13 protein-coding genes are annotated in these 19,532 nt (G+C 47.9%); 5 read left to right on the top strand and 8 right to left on the bottom strand.

What is annotated here, in order from left to right; genetic code table 11:
• The first annotated feature begins 4 nt into the window (after positions 1-4).
• Together AC6H3C_RS20510 and AC6H3C_RS20515 are read left to right on the top strand one after the other, a co-directional pair.
• Entirely contained in the window at positions 5-1,033 is a 1,029-nt protein-coding gene (locus tag AC6H3C_RS20510; protein ID WP_497517407.1) for a DUF3858 domain-containing protein, read from the top strand.
• A 123-nt stretch (positions 1,034-1,156) separates the two neighbouring features.
• Positions 1,157-1,372: a YgaP family membrane protein gene (locus AC6H3C_RS20515; RefSeq protein WP_497517408.1), complete on the top strand. Its 216-nt coding sequence runs from the start codon at positions 1,157-1,159 to the stop codon at positions 1,370-1,372.
• A gap of 57 nt (positions 1,373-1,429) precedes the next feature.
• Here the strand turns inward: AC6H3C_RS20515 and AC6H3C_RS20520 are convergent, their stop codons facing one another.
• The 4 genes from AC6H3C_RS20520 to AC6H3C_RS20535 form a co-directional block, all read right to left on the bottom strand.
• The gene (locus AC6H3C_RS20520) at positions 1,430-2,896 is read right to left on the bottom strand and encodes an aminoacyl-histidine dipeptidase (RefSeq protein ID WP_497517409.1); all 1,467 of its coding nucleotides are present in this window, start codon (positions 2,894-2,896) and stop codon (positions 1,430-1,432) included.
• A 169-nt stretch (positions 2,897-3,065) separates the two neighbouring features.
• Positions 3,066-4,466, bottom strand: a complete 1,401-nt coding sequence (locus AC6H3C_RS20525; protein ID WP_497517410.1) for an MFS transporter — start codon at positions 4,464-4,466, stop codon at positions 3,066-3,068.
• Positions 4,467-4,576: 110 nt separating this feature from the next.
• Positions 4,577-5,668, bottom strand: coding sequence for a DUF4831 family protein (locus AC6H3C_RS20530; RefSeq protein ID WP_497517411.1), 1,092 nt, complete (start codon positions 5,666-5,668; stop codon positions 4,577-4,579).
• 117 nt (positions 5,669-5,785) lie between these two features.
• Positions 5,786-7,297, bottom strand: a complete 1,512-nt coding sequence (locus tag AC6H3C_RS20535) for an NAD(P)H-hydrate dehydratase (protein WP_497517412.1) — start codon at positions 7,295-7,297, stop codon at positions 5,786-5,788.
• A 142-nt stretch (positions 7,298-7,439) separates the two neighbouring features.
• Between AC6H3C_RS20535 and AC6H3C_RS20540 the strand changes: the two genes are divergently transcribed.
• Positions 7,440-9,248: a peptide MFS transporter gene (locus AC6H3C_RS20540; protein WP_497517413.1), complete on the top strand. Its 1,809-nt coding sequence runs from the start codon at positions 7,440-7,442 to the stop codon at positions 9,246-9,248.
• A 157-nt stretch (positions 9,249-9,405) separates the two neighbouring features.
• Here AC6H3C_RS20540 and AC6H3C_RS20545 read toward each other — a convergent pair whose 3' ends face one another.
• The 3 genes from AC6H3C_RS20545 to acs form a co-directional block, all read right to left on the bottom strand.
• A complete protein-coding gene (locus AC6H3C_RS20545; protein WP_497517414.1) occupies positions 9,406-10,326 on the bottom strand; it encodes a putative 2-dehydropantoate 2-reductase in 921 nt (306 codons plus the stop codon).
• Positions 10,327-10,349: 23 nt separating this feature from the next.
• Positions 10,350-13,817, bottom strand: a complete 3,468-nt coding sequence (locus tag AC6H3C_RS20550; RefSeq protein ID WP_497517415.1) for a PPi-type phosphoenolpyruvate carboxykinase family protein — start codon at positions 13,815-13,817, stop codon at positions 10,350-10,352.
• 268 nt (positions 13,818-14,085) lie between these two features.
• Entirely contained in the window at positions 14,086-15,999 is a 1,914-nt protein-coding gene (acs, locus tag AC6H3C_RS20555; protein WP_497517416.1) for an acetate--CoA ligase, read from the bottom strand.
• Between the two features lie 280 nt (positions 16,000-16,279).
• Here acs and AC6H3C_RS20560 point away from each other — a divergent pair, with 280 nt between their 5' ends.
• Together AC6H3C_RS20560 and AC6H3C_RS20565 are read left to right on the top strand one after the other, a co-directional pair.
• Entirely contained in the window at positions 16,280-16,954 is a 675-nt protein-coding gene (locus AC6H3C_RS20560; protein ID WP_497517417.1) for an NAD(P)H-binding protein, read from the top strand.
• A gap of 130 nt (positions 16,955-17,084) precedes the next feature.
• The gene (locus tag AC6H3C_RS20565) at positions 17,085-17,522 is read left to right on the top strand and encodes a hypothetical protein (RefSeq protein WP_497517418.1); all 438 of its coding nucleotides are present in this window, start codon (positions 17,085-17,087) and stop codon (positions 17,520-17,522) included.
• 134 nt (positions 17,523-17,656) lie between these two features.
• On the opposite strand, the gene AC6H3C_RS20570 is transcribed toward AC6H3C_RS20565, so the two are convergent.
• Positions 17,657-19,525: an AMP-dependent synthetase/ligase gene (locus AC6H3C_RS20570; protein WP_497517419.1), complete on the bottom strand. Its 1,869-nt coding sequence runs from the start codon at positions 19,523-19,525 to the stop codon at positions 17,657-17,659.
• Positions 19,526-19,532: the final 7 nt, after the last annotated feature.

The raw sequence follows: 19,532 nt of genomic DNA on the forward strand, positions 1-19,532 counted from the left end.
ATACATGCAGCAAAGAACGCGTTATGTCAACATTTCGCTTGGTATCGGCGGCTTTCAGCCTGCGCCTGCCACAGAAGTACATGCCAAAGGATACGGCGATTGTAAAGCGTTGAGCAATTACATGAGAGCTCTGCTGAAAGGGATTGGCGTTGAATCCTATTATGCCGAAATCGGGAATGGCCCATCCCGAAAAATAAAATTCCCGGAATTTCCGAGTGTTAATCAAACAAATCACATCATTCTTTGCGTCCCGCTTGAACGGGATACCATCTGGCTTGAATGTACCAGCCAGAATTATCCATTCGGGTACATCGGGGTCGGTAATTCAGACCGTTATGCCCTGCTGATTACCGAACAAGGAGGCAAACTTGCGCGAACCCCGGAATACAACGCGCAGGAAAACACCCGGACATCACAGCTGAAAGTCGACCTGCAGGAAAACGGAGCAGCCCTTTTTGAGTTAAACGCTGATTTCAGAAATTCACTCTACAGCGATGTTTTTCCCATGATCTATAAATCGAACGAAGAACAAAAGAAAGATTTGCTAAAATCGTTATCCGGCGGAGGCATTCAGATTACTGAATTCCAGATAAAAGACACTTCCGTTGACGAAGCAACCGCCGCTTTGTATGTGAAGGGACAAATCGGCAGTTATGCCATTACCGGCGGAACCCGCCTGTTTGTTGAACCGAACTTGCTGTTTCCGCATTCCTTTCCCGCACAGATCAGGAAAACCCGGAAGCAAAACCTGTATGAAGCAGTCGGCTACATATACAACGATACACTCAGCATAAGCATCGCGGACGACCTGACCATCGAATTTTTGCCGAAAGACAGCGAAATCAGCTCACCATACGGCTCATACAAAATCAGCTACCTGAAGATGGCTGACAACAGCATCCTGGTGAACCGGGTGATTACCATCAATAAAGGGAACTTTCCCCCGGCCGAATTTGACCAGATCAATACATTTTTAACCGGTGTTGGCCGGCAGGACAAAGAAAAAATCGTTTTATCGCTCAAAAAGACCTGACAACCAATCAGCTCCAACAGAGCTAAAGTCAACATTCATCCAAATTGACTACTTTTGTTTTAACCGGAAAATCCTCGCGATCAAACGGGTAAGAACAACTTATTAATTTAAATTTTTTGGATCATGAAAAAAAACATGGGAATGACAGACCGCGCCATCCGCGCCGTGATTGCAGTTATTATCGCTGTTTTGCATTTTACCGGAGTAATCTCAGACACCCTGGGTCTCGTTTTGCTGATCGTGGCGTGTATCTTCCTGCTCACCAGTTTCCTTAGTTTTTGTCCGTTGTATCTGCCGTTTGGGTGTAACACCATCCCAAAGAAAGAGACAAAAGAATAACGATCTTTTTGCAGGAAACAACAGAGGGCCTCTGATAATCGGAGGCCCTCTGTTGTTCTATTTTACAGGAATATTTTTCAAAGTTTCCAACAGAAAATCCCAGAATTTACCGACAGTTTCGATATTGACTTTCTCGTCGGGCGAGTGCGGAAAACGAATCGTCGGGCCAAACGAAATCATATCCCAGTGCGGATAGGTTCCGCCAAGAATCCCGCATTCGAGTCCGGCATGAATCGCTTTAATTTCGGGCACTCTGCCATATTTTTCGGCATAAACTTTCTGCATGGTTTTCAGAATCGGCGACTCCATATTGGGTTTCCACCCCGGGTAAGCGCCGGCAAATTTCACTTCGGCGCCTGCCAGTGTAAACACGGCTTCAATACGTTTACCAAGGTCGGTTTTTGCCGAATCGACTGAACTTCTCATCAAAAAGGACAGGCTAATCTGTTTCTCGGCAGCATTGGACTTAATAATCGCCATGTTCACCGATGTTTCCACCAAACCCGGCATACTGTCGCTCATGCGGATCACCCCGTTCGGGCAGGCCATCACCGCTTTTGTCAGGTTCAGCTGCGTTGTAGCGTCAATTACTACGCCCGGCATTTCGGACGGTTCCAACACCATTTTCATTTCCGGTTCGGTTGCCGACAACTCACTTTTTATCGTGGCAAACTCGGTATCAAGCGCTTGTTTTAAGCGATCTGCGTCGGCTGCTCCCACGGTCAGCACCCCAAAAGCCTCGCGGGGAATGGCGTTGCGTAGGCTGCCTCCGTCGACCGATGCCAAACGGGCGCCGGCAGCCAGGTACGCTTCATGCAGCAAACGAAAAAATACCTTATTGGCATTTCCCCGCTGCAGGATGATATCCATTCCCGAATGTCCGCCCTTCAGCCCGGTAACACTCAGCTTAAAAGCCAGCGAACCGGCCGGGACAACAGCTTCCTGGTACGTGAATGCGACGCTTGCGTCTTCTCCGCCGGCGCAACCCACGTACAATTCACCTTCGTCTTCCGAGTCGGTATTTAACAAGATATCGCCCTTCAAGATCCCGGCTTTCAGGCCTTCGGCCCCGTCCATGCCGGTTTCTTCGGTAGCCGTAAATAAGGCTTCTATCGGCCCGTGAACCAGGTGATCGGCGGCCAGCACGGTCATAGCCGCAGCCACTCCAATGCCGTTGTCGGCCCCGAGCGTGGTGCCATTTGCCGTAACCCACTCGCCGTCGATGTATGCTTCAATCGGGTCGGTGACAAAGTCGTGTATTTTATCGCTGTTTTTTTGCGGAACCATGTCGAGGTGCCCCTGCAAAATGACGCCTTTCCGGTTTTCCATACCTGGGGTGGCCGGTTTTCGGATGATGATATTTCCGGCCTCGTCTTTTATGGTTTCCAAACCAAGGCTTTTGCCAAATTTAAAGATAAACTCCCGGATACGTTCTTCATGATTGGAGGGACGTGGAATTTGCGTGAGTTTGTAAAAGTTTTCCCACAGCGCAGTTGGTTCCAGCGCACGAATGTTTTTATTCATTGCTCTTTATTTAAGTGATTACGATTTCAACAGAATCCTTTAAAAATACAATTTTACCCCCCAACTTGTTCTGACATTCGTCAGCTGAAATAAAGAAACTACCTGAAAAACCGGGTTTACTCTGTTATCCCGGTTTTTCAGGTAGTTTCTTTATATATAGATCTATGGGTTATTCGGCTTCAACACCCGAAGGTAGCTCCAGCCCGTATTTGTTTTGTTTGTCGGCACGTAACAGCATATAAGCCAGAAAGATCGAGATCAGCCCGCAAAAAACCAGCATCAGAATCGGAATGGTGTAATCGTACATTTTTTCGCCCGCCTTGATGGCATCCAAATCGGCACGGTTTACATAGTCGAGCAAAGCGCCAATTCCCCAGAAGAAAAGGCCAAGCCCCCAGTTTTGGATGGTAAACATGGATGAATAGGCGGTTCCCAACCGGTTTTCGGCAACAATTTTAGCTACCGAAGGCCACATGGCAGCAGGAACCAGAGCAAATGCAATTCCCAGTGAAATCAGCCCCATATAGCCCAAGGTAACACTATGGAACAGCGACAGGGAAACATGGGCAAAAATGAGCAGAAATGCCCCCAAAATCATTAACGACGCCGCTTTTCCTTTTTTATCGACAATGGAACCGAAAATAGGTGTGAATAAGATGGTTCCCAGGGGGATCAAACCGGTAACCTTGGGCCCGTTGTGGAAAATAGCGCCGATCTTCTCAAATAAAGTCATCCCCGACAAATCGGGCAGTTGATAGGTAAACCCAAATTTATTCACCAGCAAATCGGGCGCGTACTGGATAAACGGGAACACCCCGGAATAAAAAGCCACACACAATAAAGTAATATAGATGAAGCCTTTATTGGTAACCAGCTTCAGTAAATCGCTGAATTTAAATTCTTCTTCGCTGGCGCCCGCTTCTTTCATCGCATTGATCTGTTTGTCCAGGCGAACATCGAAAATCAGGTAAGCCAAAAACAAAATAAAACCCATACCAATCAGCGAAGCGGCAAAAGCAACCGCCGGGGCGACATGCCCTCCTCCAATTTCGACAGAGAAAGCTGTTCCGAAAGCCGTTCCAAAACGTCCAAAGGCTACGTTAACAGCCATTGCCAGAGCCAGTTCGTATCCTTTAAACCATTTCACTGTTGTTCGGGTAACAATCACGCAAATGGATTCAAGCCCGATACCAAACAACATCCGTCCGGCCATCATGAATTTCATCATGGTTCCCGGGTCGTCGCCGAACATGCCATAAGTAGCCATCGCCGTTATGGATGCGCCAAGAGATGCCACAATCCCGAATACAACCCCGGCCACGCGGATTCCCCATTTATCCAGGATAATCCCGCCAACCATGATCATCCCGACCATGTTTGCCCAGGTGGTGGAGCTGATGATCAGCCCAAACTGGCTGCTGGTAATTCCAAGTTCCGACATCATCAGACCTTTCAGTCCCGACATAAAATCCTGGAACCAATAGGTGCCAAACATGAACATTGAAATAAGCACTAATACAAGCCATCGTACTGCGGCCGAATCTTTTAAGGTCTTTTTTATCGCATCCATCGTATACTATTTGTAAATTTTCACTTGAAGTTGGTAAAAATAAAAAAAATAGATGCCCGCCAAACGGCAGGAAACAAAAAAAGGCAGCCATCAAGCTGCCCTTTCGTGATTTATTTTTGAAGAATACTTTTTATCCCTCCGGTTTTTTGATGAAAAACGACCTGATGATTACCATCCAGCAATTCTTCGGGCAAGGGGGCCACCGTTCCGAACTGGGCCAGATCGACCCGGATTACAGCCATCAGGTTAATCCCGTTTTGCATCCTGATTTCAGCCTTTCCCGGCATGCGGTAATAAACGCCGCTTGCCGCAGTCCGCTGGCTCAGCTGTTTTTCCTGGGCCGATGCCAGATCGTCCAGTTTTTTGATGTCGAGCACAATGGGTTTCCCGCTCATGTCGGTCTTTGGCAAAACGCCTTTATTTTCGGCAAAACGAAAAATAACTTCACCCGAAACCGAGTTTTCGCCGGGAATAAAATCGAAGCAATAATCGAAGGTACTTTTGTAGGTTTTACCAATAAACAAGGCCACATATTCAGCTTCCAGTTTCCCCAGTTCGTCCACCATCAGCTCGTAAGCGCGTCCGTCGGGCAATTGTTCATCGTATCCGTTTGCAAGCGATTTAAAACGACGCTTGCGTAATTTGGTAATCGTATGCGCTGCCTCCATCGCTTTTTCCTGCAACGATTTCGGAACGATCACATTCCGGCGGGACGAATCCTGTTTGGCAAAAAAAGGATTTAACGATAAATCGGAGAACGGGTAATCCGGAACTTTTGTATCGCCCATAAAGGTTGAAACAACCGGCGGCTCAGTTCCGCCATCCACCGGTTTATTAATGCCTGCCAACACGCCCGATTCGGTAAGGCTAAGCAGGGATGCTCCGCTGCCTTTTGCTTTATATACCTGTTTGGGGTCGGCCTCGCTGAAGGTTTCAATCTTCACATCGTTAATGGTCCAGTTTTCAGAATCCGACGAGGGCGCATTCTTTAATCCAAGCATCGTTTCGGCGTATTGATAATAGGGCCCCCTGAAAAATTTTTCCTGTGTGGCTTTCACGTAAACCCGCACACCAGTGCGCGGCAAACTATACACGACCCCGTCGCTAAAAGTAGTGCCGGGCGCGGCTTCTTTTGCACGTTGTGCAAACATGGTCAGGTTGCTGAACAGTAAGAATAACAGTACGGTGTATTTTGTCTTCATGACTAATCTTTTTTTAATTTCTTCTCAAAAATAATGATTGCCGGCCCTGAACCGCAGTTTTTCGATAAAAATTTTTCGGATTGAGCCTGTAATTTTAAAAACTGATTCCTGCGCATTTTATTTTGCCAGATGAAGGAATGCTTTCCCGAAATGCGCAATCAGGTCTCCTGCAATCAGCGCTGGCTGGCTCAGTTGTTTCTCAGCCAGATCGCCGGCCAGGCCGTGAAGATAAACAGCCAGGAGTGAAGCGTCGTGCGGCGTATAGGCCTGGGCCAGCAAGCCAAGCAAAAAACCGGTCAGCACGTCGCCGCTGCCGGCTGTGGCCATGCCCGGATTTCCGGTTGTGTTGAAACAAACCCGCCCATCGGGAAATGAAACCGCTGTATGCGCCCCTTTTAATACAACAATGACCTGATAGGTCTTCGAAAACCATCGCTGTAATTGCAGCCGCGACCAGGAATCGGATGTTTCGCCGGCCAGGCGTTCAAATTCTTTCGGATGCGGAGTCAGGATGCTGTTCGCGGGAAGTAACTCGTACCAATCGGGGTGCATCGAAAGAATATTCAGGGCATCGGCGTCGAGTACAAGCTTGGCCGGATTGGCCAGTAAAAGTTCCTTCAGCGCCTTTTGCGAGTTTGGCTTACACCCAATTCCCGGACCAACACCAACCGCCGAAAACTGAGCCGGTTCGGGAAATTCCGTAAACATCAGATCAGAGGGGTCAATGGAACACATGGCTTCGGGAACCGTGGTTTGAATAACCGGGTAGCCCGTGTGCGGCACATGGCTGGTAAGCAAACCGGCGCCGGCGCGCAAACAAGCTTTTGAGGCCAACACGGCAGCGCCCATTTTTCCGTACGATCCGGCAATCAGCAGGGCATGACCAAAACTTCCCTTGTGCGCAAATTTTCGCCGTTTCAGGAGCAACGACGATACATATTCTTCATTTAAACAGTGAAAAGGCGTTTGAGCAAAGGAAACAGCTTCCGGATGCAAGCCGATCGGCAATACTTCCCACTGCCCGAGCAAATCTTCGTGTTCGGGAAAAAAGAAACTCAGCTTTGGAAACTGAAAGGTCAGCGTATAATCGGCTTTCACCACTTTCGACAAGTCGTTCTGTGAATTATCTTCCCCGAACAGGCCGCTGGGCAGGTCAATCGCTACGACCTGCGCCGCCGATGCGTTTATCCGGGCGACAACAGCTTCGGCCAGGCCATCAAGCTGCCGGCTCAAACCGGAGCCAAATAAACCATCGATCACGACGGCATTTTCAGGGATTTCAGGCAGATCGCCCATTTCAGACAGAACGGTCAGCTTCACTTTACCCTGTTGGTCCAAACGCTGCCGGTTAATAGCCGGCGAACCGCTCAGTTCACGACCAAAATACAGCAGGTATACTTCACAGAAATAGTCGTAATCAGCCATGATCCGGGCAACAGCCAGGGCGTCTCCGCCGTTGTTCCCGGGGCCGGCAAAGATCATTAACTTCCGTTCGTTTGAACAATGATGGATCAACCAGTTGACGACCTGCAACGAAGCCCGCTCCATTAAATCAATATCTTCAATCGGTTCATTTTGAATGGTATACCGGTCAATCTCGGCTATTTGTTTCGTGGAAAAGATCTTCATACAGCTAATTTTAAACCGAATTTACAAAAAACTATCCTTCCCAACCTGATATTTATCAAACTTGAGAAGCAAAAAAGTTGATTATATTTGTCAGTCTTGCAAAACTTTACAACAAAAAATTTACTAATTAAAAAGATCAATTATGCTGAAAGGACATCCCAAGGGGCTATTGGTGGCATTTTTTGCCAACATGGGCGAACGATTTGGCTTTTACACCATGATGGCCATCCTGGTGCTCTTCTTACAGGCCCGATTTGGCCTGACAGAGGAAGTAGCCGGTGATATTTACAGTTGGTTCTACTTTGGAATTTATGCGCTGGCACTGGTGGGGGGCATCGTGGCCGACTGGACAAAAAAATACAAGCTGGTTATTTTCGCCGGGATTGTAATTATGTTAGGCGGATACGGTATTCTGGCCATCCCCAACATGTCGCTGGCGATAACCGTTATTGCCCTTTTTGTGATTGCATTTGGTAACGGATTATTTAAAGGTAACCTGCAGGCTGTGGTAGGTCAGTTGTACGACGACGAACGTTACTCGAAAATGCGGGATTCTGCTTTCATGATTTTTTACATGGGAATCAATGTCGGCGCATTTTTTGCTCCCTTTGCCGCTACCGGAGCCCGCAACTGGTGGTTAAAAGCCAATGGGTTTTTACATGACGGGAGCCTGCCGGCGCTCTGTCATCAATACCTGAACGGAAGCATGACCGATACGAGCCAATTTTCATCGCTCGCCAATAACGTCAGCTTAAGCGGACCCGTAACTGATTTAAATGCCTTTGCCGAAAGTTACATCGGGGTATTTTCTCAGGGTTATAACTATGCTTTTGGAATCGCAGCCGGGGCCATGATTATTTCATTGCTGATTTACGTTCTATTTCAGAAATTGCTGCCGAATAAAGAAAAACAGCTGCCGAAAGCCGCAACAAAGGTGGCTGAAGATATTACTCAACCCAGAAACAGATCAAAATCAACGGCTGTGGTGGCTGCTCTGGTTGCTGCCGCGGTGGTCACACTGCTGATCGGGATGGTGCTCGACTACAAAACCGGGATGGCATTTGGCTTGTTTGCCGCCTTTGTCACCTGGATTTCATTGTCCGCTACCAAGGAAGAAAAACCCAAAGTAAGCTCGCTGATCCTGGTTTTCTTTGTTGTTATCTTTTTCTGGATGTCCTTCCACCAAAATGGACTCACCCTGACCTTTTATGCCCGCGACTATATTGTGAAAGAAGTAGGTCCGTTCACCCACCTTTTTTTCACGCTTGAATCCATCCTGTCGGTCATTGGCGCCATCTCGGGGCTTATCATGCTGGTGGCCAGGAACAGTTCAAGAGTCAACCGCATTATTGGAGCCGCCTTACTGCTGGTCGGGGGAAGCCTTTCTGCCTGGTTTGTTATTAATAACGGACCCTCCAATGCCATTGCTCCTGAGGTTTTCCAATCCTTCAACCCGCTGTTTATCGTTTTCCTGACCCCCTTGGTCATGGGCATTTTCAGTTGGCTGAATAAAATCGGGAAAGAACCTTCGACGCCCAAAAAGATCGGCTACGGGATGATCATCGCCGCTGTCGGTTTCCTGGTTGTTTTAATCGCCTCCATCGGTTTGGTTTCGCCTCACGAACTGGCCGGACAGGCTGTGCCCGACAGCTCGCGGGTATCTCCGTACTGGTTGATTGAGAGTTACCTCGTTCTGACGATCGCCGAACTTTTCCTCAGCCCGATGGGATTGTCATTTGTTTCGAAAGTGGCCCCGCAGCGGTTCCAGGGACTGATGCAGGGAGGTTGGCTGCTCGCTACGGCAGTTGGAAACAAACTCTTGTTTGTGGGAAGTTTCTTCTGGGGAAAACTCGACTTATCGTACCTGTGGTTAATCTTTATCGTATGCTGTTTAGTTTCTGCCGCCTTCATTTTTGCTATTATGAAACGGCTGGAATCGGCAACCAAATAATGATTGAGAAATTTAGCTGAAAGAAAAGCCTGTTCAAAAGTACACTCCCAAGTCCGGATTCAGTCACCCTGAACTTGTTTCAGGGTCTGTTTCCTGATGATGAGATCCCGAAATAAATTCGGGATGACCAACGATAGTGAACTTTTGAACAGGCTTTTTATGCCTTCATTTGTGCCTGAATAAACTGCAGTTGTTTTTCGAGCATCGAGACCTTCTTCATTTCAAAACCGCTCCTGGCTGCCTCCCGAACCGGGTTTGAATAGATGGCTTCGATTTCCATCGGTCGCTTAAAGTCATAATCCAGCTTCATACTGGGTGCGTAAGGGGCCATTACGGCTGTCATTTCCAACATGCTGTGGGCGAACGCCTCGTCGAGGTTTACGCCGCAATGGTTGGCTGCCCCGATCACTTCCTGCATCAGTTCCAGGGCAAGAGCCTGGGTAGCTTCGTGCGCCATAATCCGGTCGGTGGTCGTATTCAGCACCACCGCCATCCCGTTGAAGGGTACGTTCCATACCAGCTTTTGCCAACGCGCGTGGTACAGGTTCGCGGAAAGCCGGCAAGGTACCCCGGCTTGTTGAAAATCGTTGCAAACCCGTTGCAACACCTCCGACTGGTTCAGCTTATAAGCTCCCAGTACCAGTCTTCCCAAGTCGAGGTGGCAGATGTGACCCGGTCCGATTTTGTTGGAACAAATAAAGGCCAGGCCTCCCGAAATCTGTACATCGGGTAACTGTTTTTCAAGCTCCTCTTCAACGCCTAAACCATTCTGGATCATCACCACCAGGCTGTTCTTATGAAGAACCGGCGGCAACAAGTCTTTTAACAAGTGATTGTTGGTTGTTTTCAGGCAAACCAGCACCACATCGCAAACCGGCATGTCGGATGTCGACGCATATGCGTTCAGCTTATTCAAATGAAAATCTCCATTCACCGAGTCAACGCGCAGCCCGTTTTCGCAAACATGCCGGTAGTCGCTGTTGAACAGGAAATGAACATCTTTCCCCGATTTTGCCAATAACCCGCCGTAATAGCCGCCCAACGCTCCGGCACCGATAAGTCCGTATGTCAATTTCATATCGCGATCACTGATCTGTCACTTTAATCTTCGATCGGACTCAGGGTGTCGACGCCGAGCGTACCGGCCAAATCGGTCAGGTAGGCGGGCGCCGATACTTCTTTCAGCCTGGCCTTCGCGGCATTTAAGCGTTTGGGAAGCGACAGGCGCACTGAAGTTTCAGCGAAATTCTTCCGGCTGATCACCTCTTCGATGTAGGCCACATTTTTCGTCCATTGTGCCACATCGCGTTTTTGTTTTTCAACCAGGCGTTCTTTGTACCAGTTGCTGTTCAGCACAGCTTCGCGCGTAAACATAGCCCGGATATCGGGATGATTGCGTCCTTTTCCCTGGTAAGTTCCGTCAATCATGAGATGAATCAGGGCTTTCAGCGGCGGGCAAAGCAAATCGACCGTTCCGTCGCGCATGTAGCCCTCGGCCGCCCGCTTTTGGGTAATCGAAAGGTTCTCGATAGAGGCTACAAACATTTCCATATCCTGCAGTTCCGGCTTCAGCATGTCGTCACTAAAAACCGCGTCGGGCTTACTGAAGATGCGCGCCATGAAATGGGTCACAAACCGCAGAGTAATCCGGTAGCCCAACAAACTGGCATCCACTTCCTTTCCCTGGTAGGTAAAATTTTCTACTTTTTCAAGGTAGCCGTTGTCAATCAGGAATTTGGGGTCGCGTTCTTCAACCGACATGCGGCACCAGATTTCCGGGATCAACAGGCTGATATCGTGATCAACCTTGTATTTGGGGCCAACATAACCTGCCGCCGAAGAAAATCCATCGTAGCCGGTCAGGATGTACGACAGGAAGGCATTATTCAGGTCCGAAGCCGGCAACAGCGAGTTGAACGGCCCTTTGGTGAGGGCCCCTTCAGACCCGAAACCGGTTGTTGAAGGAGATTTTCCGGTGATACTGCAAATAAAATCGATAAACAGTTCCGGCAATTCCTGATAATGAATCGGGTTATACACCGCCAGTGGCGGCACATTATTTTCCGGCTCGGCCGGATTGTTGCGGCGTCCCGGTAACACCGCGTTTACCGGCATAAATACCGGCTTATCCAACGGAATTTTACGGAAGATGCGGGTGCCAACTTCAGCCACGTATTTACTAACCGGATCTACCAGATCGGGGCGTACCTGGAGGTAACGCGGATTTTTTGAGGGAACTCCGTCCACCAGACGCGGTTCGGAAGGAACCACCAAAAACTCCGGGCGATCGCCTGCCAGAAAATTATTGATCAGGTCTTTGACCGGCTGTGTGTACAATTCAAAACCAATGGCATCGTCCTTAATCTCCTGTACCTGTTTCCGCGTGAGCGGTTCAAAATTCGACAAGAAGGTATTCGGGCTTGACAGGTCTTTTTCTCCCTGTTTGTCATACCCTTTAATGATGCAGTCATCCGGCCGCTGAAACAATCGGGATTCGCAGTTTTTAACGATCTTGACACTTGGATTGGCGTACTCCGGATTCAGGTTTTCCAGCTTTTTGGCATCGAGTACCACCGACGCGGTGATGTCGTCCTCAAACTGCACTTTGGCCGAAGGATTATAATCCTGCCGTGTCAGGAAAATACGCCAGGAATGATCAATATCATGCCCCACCCTCAAATAGTTTGTCAACAGCTTGCTCGACTGAAATTTCAGTTCATTGCCCGGTATCCCGTTTATTTTGTCCACCGAAAAATATTTCCTCCAGTCTTTGTCCCAGTCCTGACTGTAATTTCCTTTGATCACATAAATAAGCACCCTGATGCGTTGCGGAAGCGAACGGAGCCAGTCGTTGTATTCATCGGTATACTCATCTGCCGGTGTCAGCAGTTTAATCACCGATCCGAGGGAACGCCGACGACTCAGTATATGCCGGGGTTTCTTGACGGAATAGTCGGCGGGGACTTTGAAACGTTTGGAATAATCTTTCGACATGATCTCTTCCACCATGTCTAAATCGGCATTCAGGTCGTTCACAATAACCGATCCCTGGATCATGGCATCTTTGATTGATTTGGAAATTTCGGATTTTCCGCCTCCCGACACGGTGCAGGGCTTGTGACAAAGCGTTCCTTCGGCAGTAGTGCCCACCAGATGCCATTTCGGCCCTTCGAGCCGTTTTTTCATTTCAACTTTATAGCCGTTCGGATAAATGTAATACTTGTATGGAAGTAATTTGATCACCTGCTGCTTTCCAGCGGTATGCCAGATGATCGTTTGTTTCAGCAAATCAAAGTTGGCGTCCTCGGGAATGTAAATTACATCGGGGTATTTTTTATCCACCGCGTAGCCTTCTTTTTTCAGCTCCAGCATGTCGGCAAACAGGTAAAGGAACGAAGCAAAATTCAGTCCGTTGGTCGGGAGCCTTTCATCAAGGTAACATTTTTCGCCCAGGTTATAGCTGCGGAAAGCAATGGCGCCGCCGGCATGTTCTTCTTCGGCCAGACCGTACAGGTTTGCCGAATAACCAATCATGGTTTTTACTTCTTTTTTACAATAGCCGTAGTAGTTATCGGCAATCAGGGTGACAACCACTCCCCTTTTGTCGCGGGCAGTAATTTTAAATGCGTTGCCGTCGTTGTATTTTTCGTCCTCCTTCTTCCAGCACATCCCGTCTCTTTTTTGCCGGTCGGTAGCATTGTTGTAAAACGGAAGGCCGAGTTCTTTTTTTGTAAGAACGGTGAGATGCGGGGCCAGAATGACGCAACCGGTATGTCCGGTCCAGGTATCCGGGTTTAAAGCGGCATCGTTTTCGGGCAGGAACGGATCGCCTGCATTTCCGAAAATCGATTCAACAAAATCAAGATTGGAGACCAGGCTTCCCGGGGCCAAAAATTTGATTTCCATCGATTTTTCGGCCATCACCCCGGGGACTTCGGGTACCACAACCGGCCGGAGCATCAGGCTGACGAACAATTCGGCTGCCTGCTCCTGGTTAGCTGTAAACGGAAGCAGCATCAGTTCTTTGGGTGGGTTCAACGCCTGTTGCAACAATTTGCAGAAAACAGGTTTGGGCACCGATTTTTTATCATCAGGAACCGGTAATCCGCCTTCACAAATGTGAAAAACGCCTTTGGTGGTCCTCCGGTCTTCTTTGGGGTTGTTCAGGATCCCCTGCGCCGTGCGGTACGACCTGATGATGTCGTTCTCAAAATAATCTCCGTCGGCAGGCAATGACACTTTACGTGCCAATCCGTAACGATCGAGAATAAACGGATGGTCGGGAAACGCAAAGGAGTTATCTCCCGGAACATCGCTTAAAAATTCCCTGAGGAAATTTTGCACACGCTGCCCCAGCGGAGAAGTTTGGTTGGCCAACAGCCGGGATTTGATATTGTAACTATCCAGTAAGGGTTTGGCGATTTCCAGCAGATCCGATTTAAACCCGGTCACACAAGTCGGATAACCATCGGCTGCAAGCTTCAGGTTAATATATTGGATGATCTTTTTGTATGACACTTCGTGTTCATTCACATCATTACCTATCCCAAAAGTTCTGTTTACTGTCATGATCTAATTTTTAATTGATTAGGGATGAACATTTACGATAAAAAACGGTATCCAGTTTTTAAATGGTACCTTTTTCTGTCAATTTAAATACTACATCCGGTTTTATTAACTCAACCTTACAGGTACCTTAAACCGAAACAGATTTTCCTATCTAACGCCAAAAGTACACAGAATTCCCTCCTCAGAACAGAAATGACTGATGTTTGATTTAAGCTTAACACAAAAGTTACAAGCGCGAAAATGGCCTTCCTCTTCCCGAGATCATTCACTACAGTTTTACGTCGACCAGGGCCCCGTCGATAATTTTGGCTACAACATCTTCATCCAGTAAGGTGGTAATATCGCCCAGGTTCGAAGCGTCTCCTTCAGCTACCTTACGCAGGATGCGGCGCATAATTTTCCCGCTCCGCGTTTTGGGCAGGCCGGGGACCAGCTGAACCAGGTCGGGCCGGGCAATGGGGCCGATAATTTTTGTAACACCTTGTTTGATGCTGTGCCGGATGCCCTCTTCGCCTCCGGTAGACAGCTCGGAGCATACCACAAAGGCATAAATTCCCTGGCCTTTAATGGCATGAGGATAACCCACCACGGCTGATTCGGTCACCAGCGGATGTTCGTTAATCGCGTTTTCAATTTCTGCAGTCCCCAGGCGGTGTCCCGATACATTAATTACATCATCCACCCGGCCCAATATGCGGTAATAACCATCTTCATCACGTTTTACGCCATCTCCGGTGAAATACAAGTTTTTATAGGTGGAGAAATAGGTTTTCTTAAACCGCTGGTGGTCGCCCCAGATCGTCCGGGCCATGCCCGGCCAGGGATATTTAATACAGAGGTTACCTTCAACCGAATTGCCTGACAATTCTCTCCCTTTACCATCAACAATAACGGGCTGAATACCGGGTAAGGGGAGGGTTGCAAACGATGGTTTTGTTGGCGTAATGCCGGCCATGGGCGAGATCAGAACGCCGCCTGTTTCGGTTTGCCACCAGGTATCAACAATCGGACAGCGGTTTTTGCCCACATGATCGTGGTACCAGTGCCAGGCTTCTTCGTTGATGGGTTCACCTACGGTTCCCAAAACCTTCAGCGAAGCCAGTTTTTTTCCTTCCAGGTATTCATTGCCCATTGCCAAAAGCGAACGCAAGGCCGTAGGGGCGGTGTAGAACTGGTTTACCTTGTATTTATCCACAATATCCCAAAAGCGTCCGGCGTCGGGCCAGGTGGGAATCCCTTCAAAGATCAGGGTTTTGGCGCCATTCAACAAAGGCCCGTAAACAATATACGAATGACCGGTAATCCATCCGATGTCGGCCGTGCAAAAATAAACGTCTCCGGCGCTGTATTGAAACACATTTCTGAACGTGTAGGCCGTGTACACCATGTAACCACCGGTGGTGTGCACAATCCCTTTGGGTTTTCCGGTTGAGCCTGAAGTGTATAAAATAAATAAAGGATCTTCCGCATCCACTTCCACCGCCGGACAAACCTCCGATTGCCCGTCAGTGACTTGATGCCACCATAGATCTCTTCCCTCTTTCATCGTGACGGAAATGCCGGTTCGTTTTAAAACAACCACTGCTTCAACCCCGGGACAGGATGTTAAAGCTTCATCCGAAATGGCTTTCAGCGGCGTTATTTTTTCGCCCCTGAACCCGCCATCAGCCGTTAGTAACACCTTGGCCTGCGCATCGTTAATCCGTTCAGACAAGGCATTGGCCGAGAAACCGGCAAACACCACCGAATGAATGGCCCCAATACGGGCACAGGCCAGCAAGGCAACCGTCAGTTCCGGCACCATGGGCATGTAAATTGCCACCCGGTCGCCTTTTTGCACGCCGAGCTGTTTCAATACATTGGCAAATTTGTTGACCTCCCTGAATAATTCGTTGTAAGTCAAGTTGCGCGGTTCTTCTACCGGATCGTTGGGTTCCCAGATCAAGGCAACCTGATCGCCGTGCGTGTACAGGTTTTTTTCAAAGATATTTTCTGTCAGGTTTAGTTTCCCGTTAACATACCAGTTTACCTCAGGCTCTTCAAAATTCCACGAAATCACCTGGTCCCACCTTTTCCTCCAAAATAAACATTCGGCCTGTTGTGCCCAGAATGCTTCCGGGTTGGCCAGACTTTTCTGGTACTCATGAAAATACCCGCCGAGACTGTGAATCTTGTTTATCATTTTATTCCAGTTTTTGAGTTGAAAAATATGGTTTTAGTCTATGCTAATTTAGTCTTAATAAAAATAAGAAACAAGGTATTCGTTATCCAACCATTTATTTTGACTGCCAACGTTCAAAGCCCTTTAATACCCGGGAAAAGAACTAAAAACAAAAATGACCGAACAACTGATTTTTTTAGCCGGTAATTTAGCCGCTTTCTGAAAAAAGAAGGTTAAATTGTATGTTATCCGATATAAACGGAATCATTCGGAATGAATACGCTCGTAAAAAACAATCAAAATGACACAGAAAGCGCTTATCGCCGGAGCCACCGGGTTGGTTGGTAAACAGTTGGTTAAGCTCCTTTTAAATGACGAACGGTTTGGCGAAGTAATTGCCTTTACCCGACGAAAAACCGGATTGACACATCCCAAACTCACAGAACACCTCGTCAATTTCGATCAACCGGAACAATGGACAGGGCTGGTTCAGGGAGACGTGTTGTTTTCGGCCCTGGGCACCACGCTGAAAGCTGCCGGAAGCAAGGAAAAACAATACCAGGTAGATTTTACTTACCAGTACGAGCTTGCCAAAGCTGCTGCCGGCAACGGCGTTCCGGCTTATGTGCTTGTATCGTCGGTAAATGCCGATAAAAATTCGAAACTGTTTTACAGCCGGTTGAAAGGCGAGTTGGATGATGCGGTCCGGAAACTTGGTTTTGCCCAAACAATCATCTTCCGCCCGTCTTTTCTGGACGGCCAGCGTCAGGAAAAACGGAAGGGAGAAGCCATCAGCCTGAAGATCGTACGCTGGCTGACTAAATACCTGTTTAAACGTTACCGCCCGATAAAAGATGTGTTGGTGGGGCAGGCCATGATCAATTCATATTTCATGGAAAGCCCGGCACTGTCGTTTTCAATTTACGAAGCAGATGAAATTTTCAAGCTGGTTTTCCCGGAGCAGGAAATGAGTTAACCGCGTGACCTTTTTCGTATCATCAGGCATAACATTCAATCTTATTAAGGATTATTTAAACGAATCTGCCTGTTTTTTTTCAACTAAAGGATAAGGTAAACGTTAAAGATGAAAAGAAAAAATTACCATCATGTATATCGGATTATTACATCTTCACAATTTATTACGCTGGCTCATCTTAGCGATAGCCCTTGTTGCGCTTTTCAAATACTTTATGGGCTGGTTTAGCCAGGGTAAGTGGCAAAAATCAGATCATATCCTGGGGACTGTGTTTACCGCCCTGCTTGATTTACAATTATTATCAGGGCTTATTCTCTATTTTTTTGTCAGCCCCCTTACAAAAGCTGCCTTTCGCGATTTTGGCGCTGCCATGAAAAATTCGGATTTGCGTTTTTATGCGGTGGAGCATTTTTCCTTGATGCTGATTGCGGTGATCCTGGTCCATATCGGGCGGGCGCGGACAAAAAAGGCAAGCACCCCGAAAGCCAAGTTCAGCAATTCGCTGATTTTTTTCGGAATTGCCTACCTGATTATGCTGGCTGCCATTCCCTGGGGACGAATGCTGTAAAAGCGGCGTGAGTTCGCAGAGCGGTAAAAGAGTCGGTTCGAAGACAAATGAAGGGAGCTATCTGAGAAATAAGGTGATTGCCGGCAGAACCGGGAAAAATTAACTCATCATTTTTTTCAGATAGCTCCCTCTTTTTACAGCTTGAATTTCTTCAGTAGTTCGTTCATGTCGAAGCGAAGGTTTACGCGCGGAATCCGAAACCCGTTGCCTCCACCCACCGGTTTCGAGCCGTTATAAATTTCGGAAACAATGTGTTTGTACTTTTTCAAAATGTAATTCCGTTTCAGCTTCAGAGTAGGCGACAACTCCCCGGTTTGGGGCGTCCATTCCTCACAAACCAGCCTGAAACGTTTGATTTCTTCGTGTTGCCCGAGTGTTTTGTTGATGAGGGCCACCTCTTTAAATAATTGCAGGATCACTTCTTTTTTCTGGACCAATTCTTCGTTATCCCTGAAGTGAATTTTATGCTGCGAACACCAATCGTGCAGGTATTCGAAATTCGGGGAGATCAGCGCGCTGGCAAATTTTTCGTTTTCACCGATGACCATCGCTTGTTCAATGAAGAATGATTCTTTCAGCTTGTTTTCAATCATCTGAGGGGCGATGTATTTGCCTCCCGACATTTTAAACATTTCCTTTTTTCGGTCGGTTATTTTCAGGTATTTGCCTTCATCCAGAATACCGATATCGCCGGTATGAAACCAACCTTCTTCGTCGATCACTTCGGCGGTAAGTTCGGGAGCTTTGTAATATCCTTTCATCACGGAAGGACCTTTACAGAGGATTTCGCCATCGTCGGCAATTTTGACTTCAACCCCATCCAAAACCGGCCCCACGGTTCCAACTTTCATGACGCCCAGCGCCGGATTATTTACGGCAATTACCGGCGAGGTTTCCGTGAGCCCGTAACCCTCGAGGGTAAGCATACCGGCCATACCCAGCACCCGGGCAATACGCGGCTGTAAAGCAGCCCCGCCCGAAACCACGTAAACAATGTTGTTTCCCAAGGCTTCCCGCCACTTGGAATAGATCAGTTTGTCGGCCAGCTTAATCTGCATCCGGACAAAAAGGCTGTATTTCTTGTTGTACTCAAAATGGCGGGTTAGTCTGAGCGCCCAGAAATAGATGATCTTTTTCAGCCCGGCAAGCTCCTGTCCTTTGGAAACAAAACCATCGTACACGCGCTCGAGCAAGCGGGGAACCGAGTTAAACATATGTGGTTTGATTTCCTTGATGGCGCTGACAATTTGCCCCAGGTTACCCACATAATAAATGCCCATTCCTTTATATTGAAAATGGTAGTTCACGCTGCGCTCGTACACATGGCACAAGGGAAGAAAGCTGATGACGCGGTGGTCTTTTCCGAGGTGGTGCATTTTTGAATGGGCGACAAAATTCGAAACCAGGTTTTTATGGGTGAGCATCACGCCTTTGGGAACGCCGGTTGTACCCGAAGTATAAATCAACGTGGCTACATCGTCGGGGCTGACCGACGCTTTAATTTTTTCGAGTTCGGCCAACAATTCGTCCTTTCTGCTTTCTCCCAAATCGAGAATTTCCTGGTAGTACGGACAGTCGCCGATTTCCTCAAAACAATAAATTCCTTTCACATGCTCCATCTCCGCCACAATCGGGCTGAGTTTTTCATACAACTTCTTATCTCCCACAATCAGGTAATGCACCTCGGCATGTTCGAAAATATAACGATATTCCTCGTCGCCGATGGTCGGGTAAATGGGTACATGCACCAAACCGGCCATTGCCAGTCCCATATCGGCAAAGTTCCATTCGGGCCGGTTGGGAGTCACTGTCGCCACTTTTACGCCTGGCTTTAAGCCAAGCGCCAACATGCCCAGGGCAAACTGATGAGATTTTTCAACATATTCAGCCGTGGTGAAGGTGTACCACTTTCCGTCTGTTTTACCTCCAAGAGCATCTTCCCGGGGAAACTCCGACAGATAACGCTCCAAAATATCAAAGGTGCGCGAAACATCTTTACTCATAAGTTCA

Source organism: Gaoshiqia sp. US2 (assembly GCF_059705485.1).

Coding starts and splice junctions, on each gene's coding strand:
- AC6H3C_RS20510 (WP_497517407.1), top strand. CDS start 5: ATGCAGCAAAGAACGCGTTATGTCAACATTTCGCTTGGTATCGGCGGC.
- AC6H3C_RS20515 (WP_497517408.1), top strand. CDS start 1,157: ATGAAAAAAAACATGGGAATGACAGACCGCGCCATCCGCGCCGTGATT.
- AC6H3C_RS20520 (WP_497517409.1), bottom strand. CDS start 2,896: ATGAATAAAAACATTCGTGCGCTGGAACCAACTGCGCTGTGGGAAAAC.
- AC6H3C_RS20525 (WP_497517410.1), bottom strand. CDS start 4,466: ATGGATGCGATAAAAAAGACCTTAAAAGATTCGGCCGCAGTACGATGG.
- AC6H3C_RS20530 (WP_497517411.1), bottom strand. CDS start 5,668: ATGAAGACAAAATACACCGTACTGTTATTCTTACTGTTCAGCAACCTG.
- AC6H3C_RS20535 (WP_497517412.1), bottom strand. CDS start 7,297: ATGAAGATCTTTTCCACGAAACAAATAGCCGAGATTGACCGGTATACC.
- AC6H3C_RS20540 (WP_497517413.1), top strand. CDS start 7,440: ATGCTGAAAGGACATCCCAAGGGGCTATTGGTGGCATTTTTTGCCAAC.
- AC6H3C_RS20545 (WP_497517414.1), bottom strand. CDS start 10,326: ATGAAATTGACATACGGACTTATCGGTGCCGGAGCGTTGGGCGGCTAT.
- AC6H3C_RS20550 (WP_497517415.1), bottom strand. CDS start 13,817: ATGACAGTAAACAGAACTTTTGGGATAGGTAATGATGTGAATGAACAC.
- acs (WP_497517416.1), bottom strand. CDS start 15,999: ATGATAAACAAGATTCACAGTCTCGGCGGGTATTTTCATGAGTACCAG.
- AC6H3C_RS20560 (WP_497517417.1), top strand. CDS start 16,280: ATGACACAGAAAGCGCTTATCGCCGGAGCCACCGGGTTGGTTGGTAAA.
- AC6H3C_RS20565 (WP_497517418.1), top strand. CDS start 17,085: ATGTATATCGGATTATTACATCTTCACAATTTATTACGCTGGCTCATC.
- AC6H3C_RS20570 (WP_497517419.1), bottom strand. CDS start 19,525: ATGAGTAAAGATGTTTCGCGCACCTTTGATATTTTGGAGCGTTATCTG.